Below are 17,234 nucleotides of genomic sequence, written 5' to 3'. Positions count from 1 at the left end.
TCGCGCTTCAATCCGCGTCGCCGAGCGAGGCCAGCAGTTCAGCCTGATGCTCGCTGACGAGAGCCGCGATCAGTTCACCGAGGTCGCCGTCCATGATCGCCTCCAGGCGATACAGCGTCAGATTGATCCGGTGATCCGTTAAACGCCCCTGCGGAAAGTTGTACGTGCGGATGCGTTCCGAGCGGTCGCCCGAGCCGATCAGGCTCTTGCGCGTGGCCGCTTCCTTCGCCTGCTGCTCGTGCGATTGCTTGTCCTTGATGCGCGCGGCGAGCACCTTCAGCGCGCGGTCCTTGTTCTTGTGCTGAGAGCGGTCGTCCTGGCATTCGACGACGATCCCCGTCGGCAAGTGCGTGACGCGCACCGCCGAATCGGTTTTGTTGATGTGCTGCCCGCCGGCGCCGGATGCACGGAACGTGTCGATGCGCAGATCGGCCGGATTGATCTCGACTTCGCCGATTTCGTCCGCTTCCGGCATCACCGCGACGGTGCAAGCCGACGTGTGGATGCGGCCCTGCGTTTCGGTCGCCGGCACGCGCTGCACGCGGTGGCCGCCCGACTCGAATTTGAGCTTCGAATACGCCGCTTCGCCGGCGATCCGCACGATCACCTCCTTATAGCCGCCGAGATCCGATTCGCTCGCCGACATCATCTCGACCTGCCAGCGATTGCGTTCGGCAAAGCGCAGGTACATGCGCAGCAAGTCGCCCGCGAACAGCGCGGACTCGTCGCCGCCCGTGCCCGCACGGATTTCCAGGAAGATGTTGCGGTCGTCATTGGGATCTTTCGGCAGCAGCATTTTTTGCAGTTCGCCGCCGAGCGTGTCCATGCGTTCGCGGGCCGCGCGAATTTCTTCTTCGGCGAAATCGCGCATCGACGCGTCCGCCAGCAGTTCCTGGGCGGTCTCGGCGTCGTGCATGGCCTGGCGCCACAGCGCGTATTGCTCGACCACCGGCCCGAGCTCGGCGTGTTCGCGCGTGAGCTTGCGGTATTGGTCGAGATTCGAGGTGATGTCCTCGCGGCTCAACAGATCGTTCAGTTCGGCCAGCCGGGTAGTGAGCTGGTCGAGCTTGCGTTGCATGCTCGTTTTCATCGGACGGGTATCGGAGCGGGCTCCGGCAAGGACGGCAACTAGGGAGTGGGCGAATGCCCGGATCAGAAGCACGTCACGGGCCACTTGCAAGTGGCGCGGACAGCGCGGCGATGATTGCGCCGCTAACGCTCGGAAGAACCCGAGTGTTTGTAGAAGCCGCTCATCAGTTCAATGAGCGTGTCACGGTTGTCGCTGCTCGCGCGATTGAGCGCGTGCGTGGGCCCGTGGATCAGCTTGTTGGTGAGCGCCTGTGACAGCGCCTCGAGCACGGCGGCCGGATCGTCGCCGCGCGCGAGCATCTTCTGCGCGCGTTCGACTTCGGCGCGGCGCAGCACGTCGGCCTGCGTATGCATGTGGCGAATCACCGGCACGATGCTGCGCGCGTCGAGCCATTGCATGAAATTCTGCACGCGCGTTTCGATGATCGCCTCGGCCTGCGCGACGGCAGCCTGGCGCGACGCATTGCCTTCGCGGACGATCGCGCCGAGGTCGTCGACGGTGTATAGGAAGACGTCCTCGAGCTGGCCGACTTCGGGTTCGATATCGCGCGGAACGGCCAGATCGACCATGAAGATCGGCCGGTGACGGCGCGCTTTCACGGCCCGTTCGACCGCGCCCAAGCCGATGATCGGCAAGGTGGAAGCGGTGCACGACACGATGATGTCGAACTCATGCATCCGCGTGGGCAGTTCGGACAGGGGAATCGCCCGGCCGTTGAAGCGCTCCGCGAGCCGCGAGCCGCGCTCGGCGGTGCGGTTTGCGACCACCAGTTCGCGTGGCTGCTGCGCGGCGAAGTGCGTGACGCACAACTCGATCATTTCGCCGGCGCCGATGAACAGCACGCGCTGATTCGACACTTTGTCGAAGATTCGCTGCGCGAGCCGCACGGCGGCAGCCGCCATGGAAACCGACTGGGCACCGATTTCGGTGGTGCTGCGCACTTCTTTCGCGACGGCGAAGGTGCGCTGGAACAACTGGTTCAGATAAGTGCCGAGCGCGCCGGCCTCGGAAGCAGTGCGTACCGCGTCCTTCATTTGCCCGACGATTTGCGTCTCGCCTAACACCATCGAATCGAGCCCCGATGCGACCCGAAAGGCATGCCGCACCGCTTCCGACTGGGGCAACGCATAGACGTGCGGCGCAAGTTCGTCGATAGGCAGATTGTGGTATTTCGAGAACCACTGGATCGCGGCTTCGCGCGCGGCGTGGTCGTCGGTTGCGCAATAGAGCTCGGTGCGATTACAGGTGGACAGAATCGCCGCTTCCGGCGCCGTGCGGGCCGTGCGGCCGAGCCAGATGCTTTTGAAGGTGTCGAGTGCGGGCTTGATCTGTTCGAGCGGAAACGCCACGCGTTCGCGCAAGGCGACAGGCGCGGTGTGGTGATTGATTCCGATCGTTAGAAGCTGCATATGGGGGGCTATGGTTTAGCTGAATATTATAGCGTTTTCACCATTCTTACATTGAGCCCGCGTCATGCAGCTTTCGCGGCGGCCTCCGGCGGGAGCGCGTCGAGTTGATAGCCGTAGCCATATAGCGGCGTCAGGCAATAGCCGTGCTCGGGGCGTAACTGCAATTTGGTCCGCACGCGCGACGCATGCGTGTCGACGGTACGCGACCGTACGTCGCGCCGGCACGCCCAGACGGTTTCGAGGATATGCGCGCGCGATACCGGCCGCGACAGATTGTTGAAGAGCAGGCGCGCGAAGCGGAATTCCTTCGGCGTCAGCGTGACCGTCTGATCACGGAAAGTGACGCCCAGTTGCGCTGCGTCGAACGCGTAGCCGCCGATGACGTCGCGCCGCCGGTTGGGCGGGCGCCGCAGGCCGGCGCGCCGCAGCAGGGCGTCGACCCGCGCCAGCATCTCCGGGCCGCTGACCGGTTTACTGACGCAGTCGTCGGCGCCCGCGTGCAGCGCGGCCACGATCTGGCTTTCGCGCGGCGCCGACATCAGCACGATCACCGGCAAGCTGGGCAGGATGGCGCGGGCGCGGGCAATCACGTCTTCGGCGGAATGGTCGCCGGCCCAGCTTTCGGTGATGAGAAGGTCGAAGAATTCGTCCGCCGCGCGGCTCAGAAACGGTGTGCTCGCGGTGAAGTGCTGGCACACATGGCCGCCGGCGAAAATCAACTGGCCGACCAGTTTGGCGTGGCGCAGGTCCGGCTCGATGAGGGCGATTCGCATGGCGTGCTGTCAGCGTGGCAATCAGCAGGAACCAGGTTTTCTCGTAAGGCTTACAGCTTGCCTAACATCACCCCGACCCCTAAACTCAACCGCTATGCGGAAAGCGCCGTGCTGAACCTCTAGAGTTAATGAGACAAGAATGCTAGCTGTCCAGTCCCCCTGCGCCCATGAGATAAATCTGAAACTGCGCGAGACCCGCCGCTAATGGGTTGGCCCGGAATTGTGGTTCTGGGGTCGGCGATCGGCCTTGCGGGCTGGTGGCTGCATCCGCTGCGCCGTTCGAGCCGAACCCGATGGTGGGTGGCGCTCCTGACCGGACTGCTCGGCGCCGCTATCGCGCGCATGGCCGGCAACGTGACTGGTCTCTTCCATGACGGCGATCTGCTCGAATGGCCGGTGTGTACCGGCATCGCGTTGATCGCCGTTGCCGTGACGGTCGGCTTGCTGTCCCGTCGATGAATATTTGCAGGTGACTCTGATGAATGCCCGACTCCCCGAAACCTCCCCCATCCCCGAACGGCTTGCCACACTTCGCAACGTCATGGCGCGCGAAGGCGTCGCCGCCTACCTGGTGCCGTCCGCTGATCCGCATTTGTCTGAATACTTACCGGGCCGTTGGCAGGGCCGGGAGTGGCTGTCGGGTTTCACCGGCTCGGCCGGTACGCTGATCGTGACCGCCGATTTCGCGGGCGTCTGGACCGACAGCCGCTATTGGGAGCAGGCCAATGCGCAACTGGCCGGCACCGGTGTCCAGTTGATGAAGATGACCGGCGGCCAGCAGACCGCCCCGCATTTCGAGTGGCTCGCGCAGAACGTGGCGGCGGGCGCCACGGTCGGCGTGGACGGCGCGGTGCTCGGCGTGGCGGCGGCGCGCGCCCTGACCCAGGCGCTCACCGCGCACGGCGTGAAGCTGCGTACCGACGTCGATCTGTTCGACGCAATCTGGCCGCAGCGTCCGTCGCTGCCGGCCGACGCCGTGTTCGAGCACGCCGCGCCGCATGCGAGCGTCGCGCGTTCGGAAAAGCTCGCGCAGATTCGCCGCGCGATGGCGGAAAAGGGCGCGCAATGGCATTTCGTCTCCACGCTCGACGACCTCGCGTGGCTGCTCAACCTGCGCGGCGCCGACGTGAGCTACAACCCGGTGTTCGTGGCGCATGCGCTGATCGGCGTCGACCACGCGTCGCTCTTCGTCGCCGACGGCAAGGTGCCGCAGGCGTTGGCCGACGCGCTGGCGCGCGACGGTATCAGCGTCGAACCGTATGCCAAGGCCGCAAACGCGCTGGCCGCGCTGCCCGCCGGCAGCACGCTGCTGATCGATCCGCGCCGCATCACCTACGGTTCGCTCCAGTCGGTGCCGTCAACGGTAACGGTGGTCGAGGCGGTCAACCCTTCCACCTTTTTCAAGTCGCGCAAGACCGAGGCCGAAGCCGCCCACGTGCGCGAGACGATGGAGCAGGACGGCGCGGCGCTCGCCGAGTTTTTCACATGGTTCGAAGGCGCGTTGGGCCGCGAAACCATTACTGAACTGACCATCGACGAACGCCTCACGGCGGCCCGCGCGCGCCGTCCCGGCTTCGTCTCGCTGAGCTTCGCGACGATCGCGGGCTTCAACGCGAACGGCGCGATGCCGCACTATCGCGCCACCGAGGAATCGCATTCGGTGATCGAGGGCAACGGGCTGTTGTTGATCGATTCCGGCGCGCAATATCTGAGCGGCACCACCGACATCACGCGCGTCGTGCCGATCGGCACCCTCAGCGCGGCACAGCGGCGCGATTTCACGATCGTGCTGAAAGGCACGATGGCTTTGTCGCGCGCGAAATTCCCGCGCGGCATCCGCTCGCCGATGCTCGACGCGATCGCCCGCGCGCCGATCTGGGAAGCCGGCGCCGACTACGGTCACGGCACCGGTCACGGCGTGGGTTACTTCCTCAACGTGCATGAAGGCCCGCAGGTGATTTCGCACTATGCGCCGGCCGAACCGTGGACCGCGATGGAAGAGGGCATGATCACGTCGGTCGAGCCGGGCATCTACCGTCCGGGCAAGTGGGGCGTACGGATCGAAAACCTCGTGCTGAACGTGCCCGCGGAACAAACGGAGTTCGGCGACTTCCTCAAGTTCGAGACGCTCACGCTGTGCCCGATCGACACGCGTTGCCTCGATCTGGCGCTGCTGCGCGAGGACGAACGCGCGTGGCTCAACGCGTACCACGAGATGGTGCGCACGCGTTTGTGGCCGCACGTGTCGGGCGACGTCCGCGCATGGCTGGAACTGCGCACGCAACCCATCTGATCGCCGCAATTGCGTGGCTTACGGAGAGTGCATGGCAATCAAGGCAGTCGTGTTCGATTTCGGCGGCGTGCTGATCGACTGGAGCCCCGAGTATCTTTATCGTCAGCTGATTCCTGACGAAGCTGAGCGCCGCTGGTTTCTCACCCACGTTTGTTCGATGGACTGGGTGATCCGTCAGGATGGCGGCCAGCCGATCGTCGAGGCCACGAACGAATTGATCGCCAGGTTTCCCGATCACGAACCGCTGATCCGCGCGTTCTACGAGCGCTGGCACGAGATGGTCGCCGGCGTGCTGGAAGAAGGCGTCGCGATCATGGAAAAACTCGAAGCCGCCGACGTGCCGCTGTTCGGGCTGACGAACTGGTCGGCGGAGACGTTTCCGTATGCGTGGGAGCATTACCCTGCGCTGCGGCGGTTTCGCGACATCATCGTGTCGGGGCGGGTGGGGCTCGTGAAGCCCGATCCAGCGATCTTCGCGGCAATGCGTGAGCGGATCGAGCTACAAATGCCGGGCATCGAGCCCGGCGAACTCGTCTTCATCGACGACAACCAGAAGAATGCGGAAGCGGCAATCGCGCTCGGTTGGCACGGCGTGCATCACATCAGCGCCGCGCAAACCGAAGCGAAGCTGCGCGAGTTGGGGCTGCCGGTTTAAGCAGCGGTGTTGTTCAGGCGAAGCGGCGACGCAACGCGTTTGCGCTCTCGCCTCTATAAGCTTTGCGCCGGCTTCCACTACTGCCCCAGCAGATTCTTCAACGCGTTACCCAACCCTTTCACCGTTTCCCCCGCGCCTTTCGCGACGCCCTCGACGCTTACGCCCAACGCTTTGGCAAACCCGGCGGCAATGCGCGTCATCAGACTTTCCTGCACCGAGAACTTCGGGTCGCGCAGATTTCCGTCGAGCACGAAATGCAGCGTGATGTCGTCGTTGCGCGCCTTGAGCGCCGCGACCGCCGCTTTCGTGGGAATCGACATGAAGGTGTCGAGCGGATTGCCGCTCTCGGCGAGTTGCAGACCGTGGACCGTCATCGTGCCGGGCGCGTGCAACTGGTCATTGCGCACCGTCGATTCGACGGTGAGATCGATCGTGCCGCCCGTCACTTGCGCCTTCGCGCCGGCCTTTTTCAGCAGGTACGGATCGAGCATCACCACATCGACGCCATGCAGTTTGCTGACGGTTTGCGAGTCCTTGTTCGCGACCTTGATCCAGCCGCCGAACGACACCGTGCCGGTATGCGCCGGGCCTTTGATCGACCCGGTGACGTCGACGCTGGTCGGTTCGCTGAGCGCCGGCAGATGCAGGTGATCGACGGTGGCATTGGCGTTGCTGACCGTCACTTTGAAAGCGGGCGGGCCGACCGTCATGTCGTGGAAATGGAAGTTGCCCTGCTCGAAGCGAATGTGATCGACCAGTTTTTCACGCGATGCCGGCGCGGCGCTGCGGCCGACGTCGTCCTTGCCGTCGGCGTTGAGCGACTGGCGCAGATTCGGCAGCAAGCGGATCGTGCCGTCCTTGCTGCGCAACACCGCCATGTCGAAGCCGCGCACCACCACGCTGCGGATATGCATGCGCCGCGCGATCAGGTCGCGGATATCGGGCGTGAGGATGATTTCGTCGGCTCGGAGCGGATCGCCGGCGGGCCAGCCGGGCGGCGCCTTGAGCAGAACGTGACTGAGATGAACGGAGGTCAGACCGACGCGGATGCTTTCCGCGCTGCCAAGCGGACCGAGCGCCGCGATCACACGTTCCTTGACTTCGCGCTGCGCGAATTGCAGCGCGCCGACCACGGCGACGATCAGCACCAGCAGCACACCGCTCATCGAAACGAGCCAGCGCTTGCTCTTGGACATCGCCATGCTTGCCTCCTCGTCACCGCGTCGTGCAGTGCGGCTGTGATCGTAACGGTTCGCGCATGCTCCGACTGACGCAACGGCGGCATTCCGCCTGAACCTGAGATCACGCCGTGGCGAGCAACGCGCGTGCCCCGCCGCCTGACAAAAAACGCCGACGAATGCCGGCGTGCAGCGGTGAGCGCAACAGCGGGCCACACGCCGGCCGCGCTCGAAAAAACGGCCCACCCGCCAACCGGCGAGCGGGCCGCGGCGTCAGGACTTAGCGTGCGATCGGCTTGTAACGCAGACGCTTCGGACGTGCAGCTTCTTCACCAAGGCGCGCGCGCTTGTCCGCTTCGTATTCCTGGTAATTGCCGTCGAAGAAGGTGACTTGCGAATCGCCTTCGAACGCGAGGATGTGCGTGGCGATGCGGTCGAGGAACCAGCGATCGTGCGAGATCACCAGCACCGAGCCGGCGAATTCCAGCAACGCATCTTCGAGCGCGCGCAGCGTTTCCACGTCGAGGTCGTTCGACGGTTCGTCCAGCAGCAGCACGTTGCCGCCCGCGATCAGCGTCTTCGCCAGATGCAGCCGGCCGCGCTCGCCGCCCGACAGATTGCCGACGATCTTCTGCTGGTCGCCGCCCTTGAAGTTGAAGCGGCCAATGTACGCGCGCGACGGCGTTTCGTACTTGCCGACCGTCAGCACGTCCGCGCCGCCGGAGATTTCCTCGAACACGGTCTTCGAGCCGTCGAGCGCGTCGCGGCTTTGGTCCACGTAGGCGAGCTTGACCGTCGGGCCTTGCACGATCTCGCCCGAATCCGGCTGTTCGCGGCCGGTGAGCATGCGGAACAGCGTCGACTTGCCGGCGCCGTTCGGCCCGATGATGCCGACGATCGCGCCGGCCGGAATCTTGAAGCTGACGTCATCGAGCAGCAGACGATCGCCATACGATTTGCTGACGTTCTTGAACTCGATCACTTCATTGCCGAGGCGGTCGCCGACCGGAATGAAGATTTCCTGCGTTTCATTGCGCTTCTGGTAGTCCTGGCTGTTCAGTTCCTCGAAGCGGGCGATACGCGCCTTCGACTTCGCCTGACGGCCCTTGGGGTTCTGGCGCACCCATTCCAGTTCCTTCTTGATCGCCTTCTGACGCGCCGATTCCGACGACTCTTCCTGCTTCAGGCGCTCTTCTTTCTGATCGAGCCAACTGCTGTAGTTGCCCTTCCACGGAATGCCGTGGCCGCGGTCGAGTTCGAGAATCCACTCGGCGGCGTTGTCGAGGAAGTAGCGATCGTGCGTCACGGCGACGACCGTGCCCGGAAAGCGCGTGAGGAACTGTTCGAGCCAATCGACCGATTCCGCGTCCAGGTGGTTGGTCGGCTCGTCGAGCAGCAGCATGTCCGGCTTTTCGAGCAGCAGCTTGCACAGCGCGACGCGGCGTTTTTCGCCGCCGGACAGATGCTCGATCTTCGCGTCCCACGGCGGCAGGCGCAGCGCGTCGGCGGCGATTTCGATCTGCTGGTCCGCGCTGCCGCCGTCGGTGGTCGCGAGAATCGCTTCGTACTTGGCCTGTTCGGCGGCGAGCGCGTCGAAGTCGGCGTCCGGTTCGGCGTACGCCGCGTAGATTTCGTCGAGCTTCTTCTGCGCGTTGAACACGTCGCCGAGACCTTCCTCCACCGCTTCACGCACCGTCTTGTTCGGATCGAGCTGCGGCTCCTGCGGCAGATAGCCGATGTTGAGGTTCGGCATCGGCGTGGCTTCGCCTTCGATGTCCTTGTCCACACCGGCCATGATGCGGATCAGCGTCGACTTGCCCGAGCCGTTCAGACCGAGCAAGCCGATTTTCGCGCCGGGGAAAAACGACAGCGAGATGTCTTTCAGGATTTGACGCTTGGGCGGCACGATTTTGCCGACCCGGTTCATGGTGAAGACGTATTGGGCCATTTGCTTGCAATAGACGTTGACGACGCCGGCCGCATCGAGGACGGGCTGCCGTGGGTGGATGGGTAATCGGTGTTAGGGCCGGGCAGTGTGCCCGGCGCCGGCCGGCGCGGCATGGCGTGCGGCGTCGAACTGCGCGACGCCCCGCGCGCGGGCGGGTGGTTCAGGTGGCATTGTACTTCGCGGTGAGGGCGGGGCGGCAGGGTCGATTGCCGTGAGCTTGGCGCTGAGCGCGGTTTACGCGCCTTCGGCAACGTCGAAGCGCGGAACTCAAAGCCAGTCCGCGACGCCGCCGTGCCGTGAACACGTGCCGCTGCGATGACGGCTAAAGCTGTAGGTGCCGTCGCGGCAGCGCGCGGTGGCGCCTTGCGGCACCTTGCCGGACAGGGAGCGGGCCGGCGCGTGAACCGTGTTGCCGTCGCGGTTGGTGTAGCTGTCGTGATTGCTGAGGTTGGATTCGTCGGGTGAGGTGCCCGGAGCGACGTAGGCAAACGCCGACGAGGCGCTGAACAGCAGGGCCACCGCGATGGCGGCGTAAGGACGGAAACGGCTAACGGTGACGCTTTTCATGGTCTCCTTGCATTGTTCTTCTTTGCGTGTGCTTCTGGCGCTCGCTCAGTTCACCCGCCGTCCCGTCGACGGATCGAAGAAATGCAGATGCCGCGCGGGCAGCGCCACTTGCAGCGCCTCGCCTGCCGCGGGCCGATGCGCATGCGGCAAGCGCACCGTTACGTCGTGTTTGCCCCAGCGCCCGTGCGCGAGGTTATCCGCGCCGAGCAACTCGCAGGAATCGACGGTGAGCGTGGCATGCGGCGCATCCGCGTGACCCGGCGTCATGTGCTCGGGACGAATGCCGAGCGTCCATTCGCGTCCGTTGGCGAGTTCGCCGCCGATTGCAGCCGTGCCCGTCAGCGGCAGCTTAGGACCGTTGCCGGCGACTTCGAACGCCGAGCCGTCGTCGGACACGCGGCCTTCCAGCAGATTCATGCCCGGCGAGCCGATGAAGCCCGCGACGAACACCGTCGCCGGCCGTTCGTAGACTTCGGTCGGCGCGCCGATCTGCTCGGCGTGACCCTTGTTCATCACGATCACACGTTGGGCCAAGGTCATCGCTTCGATCTGATCGTGCGTGACGTAAAGGCTGGTGGTGGCGAGCCGCGCATGCAGACGCTGGATTTCGAGGCGCATCTGCACGCGCAGGCGGGCGTCGAGATTGGACAGCGGTTCGTCGAAGAGAAACACCGCCGGCTCGCGCACGATCGCGCGGCCCATCGCGACGCGCTGCCGTTGTCCGCCGGAAAGCTCACGCGGCTTGCGTTGCAGCAGCGCTTCGAGTTCGAGAATCTGCGCGGCGGCCTGCACGCGCTGCGTGATCTGCGCCCGCTCGACGCCCGCGATCTTCAGCGCATAGCCCATGTTCTCGGCCACGCTCATATGCGGATACAGCGCGTAGTTCTGGAACACCATCGCGATGTTGCGATCCTTGGGCTCCAGTCGGTTGACCACTTTGCCGGCGATCGAAATCTCGCCCTCGGAAATGCGTTCGAGTCCCGCCACCATCCGCAGCAACGTCGACTTGCCGCAGCCGGACGGGCCGACCATCACGACGAACTCGCCGTCGGCGACGTCCACGTCGATGCCGTGCAACACGAACTGTTTGCCGTCGTAGGTTTTTTTAACGCCTTGCAGAGTCAGTGCAGCCATGCTGTTTTAGCCTTTCGTTGCTTGCCGCGGCGTGCGCGGTGTTTTTCGCGTTTTTCATTGCGCGACCGACGTTCGTTCATGCGAGGTGCGGCTTACCGCGGCTCACTTTTCCGAGTCCACCAGGCCGCGCACGAACCAGCGCTGCATCGTCAGCACGACGGCGAGCGGCGGCAGCATCGCGAGCAGCGTCGCGGCCATCACAAGATGCCATTCGGTCGCGGTGTCGCCGGACGCGATCATGCTCTTGATGCCGACCACCGCCGTCGTGAGCGACTGCTGGCTCGTGATCAGGATCGGCCATAGGTACTGGTTCCAGCCGTAGATGAAGGTGATCACGAAGAGCGCCGCCATGTTCGTTTTCGATAGCGGCAACACCACGTCCCAGAAGAAGCGCATGGGCCCGGCGCCGTCGATGCGCGCCGCTTCCATCAACTCGTCGGGCAGCGTCATGAAGAACTGGCGAAACAGAAAGGTGGCGGTGGCCGACGCGATCAGCGGCAACGTCAAGCCGCTGTACGTGTTGCTCAACTGCATCGACGACACGACCTGCACGGTCGGGAAGATCCGCACTTCGACGGGCAGCATCAGCGTGATGAAGATCAGCCAGAACGCGAGATTGCGAAACGGGAAGCGGAAGAACACGATCGCGTAAGCGGAGATCATCGAGACAGCGATCTTGCCGATCGAAATCACCAGCGCCATCACGAGGCTGTTGAACAGCATGCGGCCGAACGGCGCCGCCGCATTGCCGCTGCCGCGGGCCCAGACGGTGGCGACGTTTTCGAGCAGATGGGAGCTCGGCACGAGCGAGAGCGGCACGCTGAAAATCTCGCGCTCGCTCATCGTCGCGGCGCAGAACGCGACATACACGGGAAACACCACCAGCACGACGCCGAAAATCAGCACCGCATGACAGAAGAGGTCGAAACCTCGGCGGTTCTCGATCATGAGTATTGAACCCTGCGTTCGATGAAACGGAACTGCACGACGGTCAGCGCGACGACGATCACCATCAGGATCACCGACTGCGCGCCTGAACTGCCGATGTCGAGTCCCTGGAAGCCTTCGGCGAAAATCTTGTAGATCAGCGTGCGGGTCGATTGCGCGGGGCCGCCGCCGGTGGCCGCGTCGATCACGGGGAAGGTGTCGAAGAACGCGTAGGTGATGTTGATCACCAGCAGGAAGAAACTGGTCGGCGAAAGCAAGGGCAGCGCGATGCCGAAGAAACGCCGCACGGGTCCTGCGCCGTCGATCGCGGCGGCTTCGATCAGCGAGCGCGGAATCGCCTGCAGGCCGGCATAGAAGAATAGAAAGTTATAGCTGATCTGCTTCCAGACCGACGCGAGCACCACCAGAAACATCGCCTGGCTCGCATTCAACGCGTGATTCCAGACGATGCCGTACTTCGCCAGCGCATAGGTGACGAGGCCGATGCTCGGGTTGAACAGGAACGACCAAAGTACGGCGGCGATCGCGGGAGCGACCGCATACGGCCAGATCAGCAGCGTCTGATAGGTCTTGGCGGCGCGCGTCACGCGGTCGGCGCAAACGGCCAGCAACAGCGAGATCAAAAGCCCGGACAGCGTGACGAGCGTGCAGAAAATCAGCGTCGTGTTGAACGACGACAGATAGAGCGGATCGGCGAAGAGCTGCTTGAAGTTGGCGAGCCCGACGAATTCGCTCGACGTGCCGAACGCGTCCTGGCTTTGCGTGGATTGCCACAGCGCCTCGCCGGCCGGCCACAGAAAGAACAGCAGCGTGATCGCGAGTTGCGGCGCGACGAGCAGATAGGGCAGCAGGCTGGTGCCGAAGCTGGAGCGCTTTTCCATCGAAGGTGTCCTGGGTTCGACTTGCTGCCGGCAGGGTTCCGGCGCGAAGCACGCCGAAACCCTGCCGGCTGGCGCCGTGCTTAGCTGCCGGCTTTTTCGAAGCGGCGCAGCAGTTCGTTGCCGCGCGTGACGGCGGAGTCGAGCGCTTCTTGCGGCGTCTTTTTCTGTGCCCACACCTGTTCGAGTTCTTCGTCGATGACGGTGCGGATCTGCGGCATGTTGCCCAGACGCAAGCCCTTCGTGTACGGCAGCGGCGGCTTGTTGAGCATCTGTTTGATCGCGGTGTCGCTGCCTGGATTCTTCTCGTAGAAGCCTTGCTGCTGCGTCAATTGATACGCGGCGGTGGTGACCGGCAGATAGCCGGTGTCCTGGTGCCACTTCGCGGCGACCGGCGCCGACGACAGATACGCGAGGAACGCGGCCACGCCCTTGTACACGGCCGGATCCTTGCCCGCCAGGACCCACAAGCTCGCCCCGCCGATGATCGCGTTCTGCGGCGCGCCCTTCACGTTCGCGTCGTACGGCATCATGCCGGTGCCGAAGCTGAACTTCGCGTACTTCTTGATGGTGGCGAGCGAACCGGACGAGTTCGTGATGATCCCGCAGTCGCCGCTATAGAACTTCGAGATCGGTTCGTCCTTGCGGCCGACGTAGGTGAACGAGCCGTCCTTCTGCATGTTCTGCAGGAACTGGATGTGCGCGACCTGCACCGGCTTGTTGAATTCGAGCTGCGCGTCGGCGCCATCGAAACCATTGTTCTTCGACGCGAACGGCGCGCCGTGCCAGGCGCTGTAGTTTTCAAGCTGAATCCAGCTTTGCCAGCCCGACGAGTATCCGCACGCCATGCCAGAGGCCTTCAACTTCTGCGCGTCCACTTGCAACTCGGCCCAGGTTTTCGGCGGCTGATTCGGATCGAGCCCGGCTTTCTTGAAGGCGTCCTTGTTGTAGTACAGCACCGGCGTGGAACTGTTGAAGGGCATCGAGATCAAGTGACCGGTCTTGGCGTCGCTGTAATAACTCGCGATGGTCGGCACGAAGGCTTTTTCATCGAGCGGCACGCCGGCTTGCCTGAACACGTCCGAGACAGGGATCACGGCTTTCTTCGCCTGCATCATGGTCGCGGTGCCGACTTCGTAGACCTGCAGAATGGCCGGCGCATTGCCGCTGCGATAACCGGCGATGCCGGCGGCGAGCGTCTGGTCGTAGGTGCCTTTGAATACCGGCACGATCTTGTAGTCGCTTTGCGATGCGTTGAACGCGTTGGCGATGTCGTTCAGGCGTTCGCCCAGCGCGGCTTCCATGGCGTGCCAGAACTGGATTTCGGTGGCGGCATGGGCGGCCTGGCTGACGCCGAGGCTCAGCACGGCGGCCACGGAAAGCGAACGGAACAGCGGCTTGCAACTCATCGATTTGTCTCCTTGGTCGACCAGCGTTAGCGCTTTAGCGCTTAGTCTGGTCCCTGCAACATGCTTGCTGGGAACGGGGCGCGGATGAAACCGCGCGATTCTATTTGTGTTCGATGACAGTTCGGCGTCGGTGGTCGACGAGCGGCTCGTTGCTTCGATGGCGCCGAATGCCGCAATTTAACATCGGCCGCGATGAATCGGAAAGGGACGGTGTCGCGATGCCGCCGCGGTGCCGGTGCCCCGGCGCGGTGAAGAGCGACCAAAGAAAAAGCCCGCTTGGAGCGGGCTGAGCAGGCACTTCCGGGGGCTGCCTCGAACGGCGACGGCGCCAATACGACGTCCGCCGCGCGTTGAAACCAAACCTCAAACGTTGAACAGAAAATTCATCACGTCGCCGTCGTGCACGACGTATTCCTTGCCTTCAGCGCGCATCTTGCCCGCTTCCTTCGCGCCTTGCTCACCCTTATAGGTGATGAAGTCGTTAAAGGCGATGGTCTGCGCGCGAATGAAGCCGCGCTCGAAGTCGGTGTGAATCGCGCCCGCGGCCTGCGGCGCGGTATCGCCCACATGAATCGTCCAAGCGCGCACTTCCTTCACGCCGGCCGTGAAGTAGGTTTGCAGGCCGAGCAGCTTGAAGCCCGCGCGGATCACGCGGTTCAGGCCCGGCTCTTCCATGCCCATGTCGGCGAGGAACACTTCCATGTCCGCTTCCTCGAGGTCGGCGATTTCCGCTTCGATCGCCGCGCACACCGCCACCACCGGCGCGTTTTCCGTCGCCGCGAATTTCGTGACCGCGTCGAGGTGCGGGTTGTTATGGAAGCCGTCTTCCTTCACGTTGGCGACGTACATGGTCGGCTTGGCGGTGATCAGGCAGAACGGCTTGAGCGTCGCCTTTTCTTCGTCCGAGAGGTCGAGCGCGCGGACCGGCTTGGCCTGGTCGAGTTGCGCGCGGACCTTTTCGAGCACGGCGGCGTTCCTGGCCGCTTCCTTGTCGTTGCCCGACTTGGCGGCCTTCGAATAGCGCGCGAGCGCCTTTTCGACGGTTGCGAGGTCGGCCAGCGCCAGTTCGGTGTTGATCACCTCGATATCCGACAGCGGGTCGATCTTGTTCGCGACGTGAATCACGTTCTCGTCTTCGAAGCAGCGCACCACGTGCGTGATCGCGTCGGTTTCGCGGATGTTCGCGAGAAACTGGTTGCCGAGACCCTCGCCCTTGCTCGCACCGGCCACGAGACCGGCGATGTCGACGAATTCCACCACCGCCGGCAGGATGCGCTCCGGCTTGACTATTTCGGCGAGTGCCTTCAGGCGCGCGTCCGGCACTTCGACAATGCCGACGTTCGGTTCGATCGTGCAGAACGGATAGTTTTCGGCGGCGATGCCCGCCTTGGTCAGCGCATTGAACAGGGTGGACTTGCCGACGTTGGGCAAGCCGACGATGCCGCATTTGAGGCTCATGGAAATCCTTCAGTGATTCAGTAAATTGCGTGATGCGCTCGACGCTGTGTGCAGGATTCGAAAAGCCTTCGCGTTTGGCGTGGCGGAGGAAACGCAGCGGAGCGGGACAGGACACCAGACCGGGCGTTGCCTCGGCGATTCTGGGCGAGTTTTGTCACGGAAGGCGTAATTGTAACCCGTTCGGATCGGCTTCTTGATCTGCCTCGGGTAAGCCGCGCGGCCGATCCGTCCCCCGCAACCCCCACGGCTATAATGCGCGCATGAACGCACACCACCAGACCTTTGATGCCGCCGTGATCGGCGGCGGGCTCGTCGGCAAGACCGCGGCGCTCGCGCTGACGCAAGGCGGGCTGCGCGTGGCGCTGCTCGCGCAACCCTGCGCGGCGTTGCCCGCCGGTGCCGCTTTCGACTCGCGGGTCTATGCGTTGTCGTCGAGTTCGCAGGCTTTGCTGGAGCGCTTGCGGATCTGGCAGGCGCTCGACCCGTCGCGGCTCGGGCCGGTGTACGACATGCGGGTCTACGGCGACGCGCACGCCGAACTGCATTTCTCCGCGTTTCAGGCCTCGGTGCCGCAACTGGCGTGGATCGTGGAGTCGTCGGTGATCGAGCGCGCGCTGGATGCGGCGCTGCGCTTCCAGCCGAATCTCACCTGGATCGACACGCGCGCGCAGGCGCTGGACTTTACCGCCGACGGCGCGAGCGTCGGCCTCGCCAACGGCAACGTGCTCGAAGCCGATCTGGTGGTCGGCGCGGACGGCGCGCATTCGTGGGTGCGCGCACAGATCGGTTCGAAGATGAACCGGCGCGATTACAAACAGACCGGCGTGGTCGCGAATTTCAAGGCCGACAAGCCGCACGGCGAAACCGCCTACCAATGGTTCCGGGACGGCGAGATCATCGCGCTGCTGCCGATGCCGGACGGCCACGTGTCGCTGGTCTGGTCGGCGCGCACCGAGCACGCGGAGCAACTCGTCGCGCTCGATCCGGCGCAGCTCGCCGCCGAAGTGGAACGCGTAACGGGCGGCCAGTTCGGCGCGCTCGAATGCGTGACGCCCGCGAAGGGCTTCCCGCTCGCGCTGCAAACCGTCGACCGGCTGGTGGCGCCGCACGTCGCGCTGGTCGGCGACGCCGCGCATCTGATTCATCCTTTGGCGGGACAGGGCATGAATCTCGGTCTGCGCGACGTCGCGGCGCTCGCCGAAACCGTCGCCGGCAAGGAGTCGTTTCGCCATCTCGGCGACATGGTGCTGCTGCGCCGCTACGAGCGCGCCCGCCGCGAGGACATCCGCGCGCTGATGATCGCCACCGACGGCCTGCAAAAGCTCTTTTCCGTTCCCGGCCCGTTCGCCAAGGTGCTGCGCAATACGGGCATGGCCTTCGTCGGCGCCCAGCCGTTCATCAAGCGCTGGCTGGTGTCGGCCGCGCTCGGGTAACGCGCGCTACCTCGCATGGCCGGCGCGGCGAGACGGGTATCATGCACGGACGGACGCCGTT

General features: G+C 64.2%; 15 protein-coding genes. 4 read left to right on the top strand and 11 right to left on the bottom strand.

Annotated features, from left to right (window positions below; all coding sequences use genetic code 11):
- Positions 1-7: 7 nt before the first annotated feature.
- The 3 genes from prfA to CUJ90_RS16145 form a co-directional block, all read right to left on the bottom strand.
- Complete coding sequence (gene prfA / locus CUJ90_RS16155; protein WP_073430991.1) at positions 8-1,090, bottom strand: peptide chain release factor 1; 1,083 nt, start codon at positions 1,088-1,090, stop codon at positions 8-10.
- A gap of 122 nt (positions 1,091-1,212) precedes the next feature.
- Positions 1,213-2,499, bottom strand: a complete 1,287-nt coding sequence (gene hemA / locus CUJ90_RS16150; protein ID WP_114163193.1) for a glutamyl-tRNA reductase — start codon at positions 2,497-2,499, stop codon at positions 1,213-1,215.
- A gap of 62 nt (positions 2,500-2,561) precedes the next feature.
- Positions 2,562-3,272 (bottom strand): response regulator transcription factor, encoded by a 711-nt coding sequence (locus CUJ90_RS16145; RefSeq protein ID WP_114163192.1) that lies wholly within the window; start codon positions 3,270-3,272, stop codon positions 2,562-2,564.
- 204 nt (positions 3,273-3,476) lie between these two features.
- Between CUJ90_RS16145 and CUJ90_RS16140 the strand changes: the two genes are divergently transcribed.
- Genes CUJ90_RS16140 through CUJ90_RS16130 form a run of 3 tightly spaced genes read left to right on the top strand, consistent with a single transcriptional unit; the run spans position 3,477 to position 6,220 of the window.
- Positions 3,477-3,731 carry a hypothetical protein gene (locus tag CUJ90_RS16140; protein WP_073430994.1) on the top strand — a complete coding sequence of 85 codons (255 nt, stop codon included), beginning with the start codon at positions 3,477-3,479 and terminating at the stop codon, positions 3,729-3,731.
- 19 nt (positions 3,732-3,750) lie between these two features.
- Positions 3,751-5,565 (top strand): aminopeptidase P family protein, encoded by a 1,815-nt coding sequence (locus CUJ90_RS16135; protein ID WP_114163191.1) that lies wholly within the window; start codon positions 3,751-3,753, stop codon positions 5,563-5,565.
- Between the two features lie 31 nt (positions 5,566-5,596).
- Entirely contained in the window at positions 5,597-6,220 is a 624-nt protein-coding gene (locus CUJ90_RS16130; RefSeq protein WP_073430996.1) for an HAD family hydrolase, read from the top strand.
- 77 nt (positions 6,221-6,297) lie between these two features.
- Here CUJ90_RS16130 and CUJ90_RS16125 read toward each other — a convergent pair whose 3' ends face one another.
- The 8 genes from CUJ90_RS16125 to ychF all read right to left on the bottom strand — a co-directional run bounded on the left by CUJ90_RS16125 (position 6,298) and on the right by ychF (position 15,740).
- Positions 6,298-7,422 (bottom strand): DUF748 domain-containing protein, encoded by a 1,125-nt coding sequence (locus CUJ90_RS16125; protein ID WP_114163190.1) that lies wholly within the window; start codon positions 7,420-7,422, stop codon positions 6,298-6,300.
- Between the two features lie 256 nt (positions 7,423-7,678).
- On the bottom strand, positions 7,679-9,346 hold the full coding sequence (gene ettA / locus CUJ90_RS16120; RefSeq protein ID WP_073430998.1) for an energy-dependent translational throttle protein EttA: 1,668 nt from the start codon (positions 9,344-9,346) through the stop codon (positions 7,679-7,681).
- A gap of 267 nt (positions 9,347-9,613) precedes the next feature.
- Positions 9,614-9,913 (bottom strand): DUF3761 domain-containing protein, encoded by a 300-nt coding sequence (locus tag CUJ90_RS16115; RefSeq protein ID WP_114163189.1) that lies wholly within the window; start codon positions 9,911-9,913, stop codon positions 9,614-9,616.
- Positions 9,914-9,958: 45 nt separating this feature from the next.
- Positions 9,959-11,047 (bottom strand): sn-glycerol-3-phosphate import ATP-binding protein UgpC, encoded by a 1,089-nt coding sequence (locus tag CUJ90_RS16110; RefSeq protein ID WP_073431000.1) that lies wholly within the window; start codon positions 11,045-11,047, stop codon positions 9,959-9,961.
- Positions 11,048-11,149: 102 nt separating this feature from the next.
- Positions 11,150-11,995 (bottom strand): sn-glycerol-3-phosphate ABC transporter permease UgpE, encoded by an 846-nt coding sequence (gene ugpE, locus CUJ90_RS16105; RefSeq protein WP_073431001.1) that lies wholly within the window; start codon positions 11,993-11,995, stop codon positions 11,150-11,152.
- Positions 11,992-12,876, bottom strand: a complete 885-nt coding sequence (gene ugpA, locus CUJ90_RS16100) for a sn-glycerol-3-phosphate ABC transporter permease UgpA (protein ID WP_114163188.1) — start codon at positions 12,874-12,876, stop codon at positions 11,992-11,994. Before ugpA ends, ugpE begins: the two co-directional genes overlap by 4 nt.
- A gap of 80 nt (positions 12,877-12,956) precedes the next feature.
- Positions 12,957-14,282: a sn-glycerol-3-phosphate ABC transporter substrate-binding protein UgpB gene (gene ugpB / locus CUJ90_RS16095; RefSeq protein ID WP_114163187.1), complete on the bottom strand. Its 1,326-nt coding sequence runs from the start codon at positions 14,280-14,282 to the stop codon at positions 12,957-12,959.
- Positions 14,283-14,645: 363 nt separating this feature from the next.
- Positions 14,646-15,740: a redox-regulated ATPase YchF gene (ychF, locus tag CUJ90_RS16090; protein ID WP_073431004.1), complete on the bottom strand. Its 1,095-nt coding sequence runs from the start codon at positions 15,738-15,740 to the stop codon at positions 14,646-14,648.
- Between the two features lie 260 nt (positions 15,741-16,000).
- Here ychF and CUJ90_RS16085 point away from each other — a divergent pair, with 260 nt between their 5' ends.
- Positions 16,001-17,173 (top strand): UbiH/UbiF family hydroxylase, encoded by a 1,173-nt coding sequence (locus tag CUJ90_RS16085; RefSeq protein ID WP_114163186.1) that lies wholly within the window; start codon positions 16,001-16,003, stop codon positions 17,171-17,173.
- Positions 17,174-17,234: the final 61 nt, after the last annotated feature.

This window comes from Paraburkholderia terricola (assembly GCF_003330825.1).
Taxonomy (GTDB): domain Bacteria; phylum Pseudomonadota; class Gammaproteobacteria; order Burkholderiales; family Burkholderiaceae; genus Paraburkholderia; species Paraburkholderia terricola.
This window is presented reverse-complemented; position numbering and strand designations above follow the sequence as displayed.

Bases quoted from the DNA above. Each gene is read 5' to 3' on its own strand.
- prfA (WP_073430991.1), bottom strand. From the start codon at position 1,090: ATGAAAACGAGCATGCAACGCAAGCTCGACCAGCTCACTACCCGGCTG.
- hemA (WP_114163193.1), bottom strand. From the start codon at position 2,499: ATGCAGCTTCTAACGATCGGAATCAATCACCACACCGCGCCTGTCGCC.
- CUJ90_RS16145 (WP_114163192.1), bottom strand. From the start codon at position 3,272: ATGCGAATCGCCCTCATCGAGCCGGACCTGCGCCACGCCAAACTGGTC.
- CUJ90_RS16140 (WP_073430994.1), top strand. From the start codon at position 3,477: ATGGGTTGGCCCGGAATTGTGGTTCTGGGGTCGGCGATCGGCCTTGCG.
- CUJ90_RS16135 (WP_114163191.1), top strand. From the start codon at position 3,751: ATGAATGCCCGACTCCCCGAAACCTCCCCCATCCCCGAACGGCTTGCC.
- CUJ90_RS16130 (WP_073430996.1), top strand. From the start codon at position 5,597: ATGGCAATCAAGGCAGTCGTGTTCGATTTCGGCGGCGTGCTGATCGAC.
- CUJ90_RS16125 (WP_114163190.1), bottom strand. From the start codon at position 7,422: ATGGCGATGTCCAAGAGCAAGCGCTGGCTCGTTTCGATGAGCGGTGTG.
- ettA (WP_073430998.1), bottom strand. From the start codon at position 9,346: ATGGCCCAATACGTCTTCACCATGAACCGGGTCGGCAAAATCGTGCCG.
- CUJ90_RS16115 (WP_114163189.1), bottom strand. From the start codon at position 9,913: ATGAAAAGCGTCACCGTTAGCCGTTTCCGTCCTTACGCCGCCATCGCG.
- CUJ90_RS16110 (WP_073431000.1), bottom strand. From the start codon at position 11,047: ATGGCTGCACTGACTCTGCAAGGCGTTAAAAAAACCTACGACGGCAAA.
- ugpE (WP_073431001.1), bottom strand. From the start codon at position 11,995: ATGATCGAGAACCGCCGAGGTTTCGACCTCTTCTGTCATGCGGTGCTG.
- ugpA (WP_114163188.1), bottom strand. From the start codon at position 12,876: ATGGAAAAGCGCTCCAGCTTCGGCACCAGCCTGCTGCCCTATCTGCTC.
- ugpB (WP_114163187.1), bottom strand. From the start codon at position 14,282: ATGAGTTGCAAGCCGCTGTTCCGTTCGCTTTCCGTGGCCGCCGTGCTG.
- ychF (WP_073431004.1), bottom strand. From the start codon at position 15,740: ATGAGCCTCAAATGCGGCATCGTCGGCTTGCCCAACGTCGGCAAGTCC.
- CUJ90_RS16085 (WP_114163186.1), top strand. From the start codon at position 16,001: ATGAACGCACACCACCAGACCTTTGATGCCGCCGTGATCGGCGGCGGG.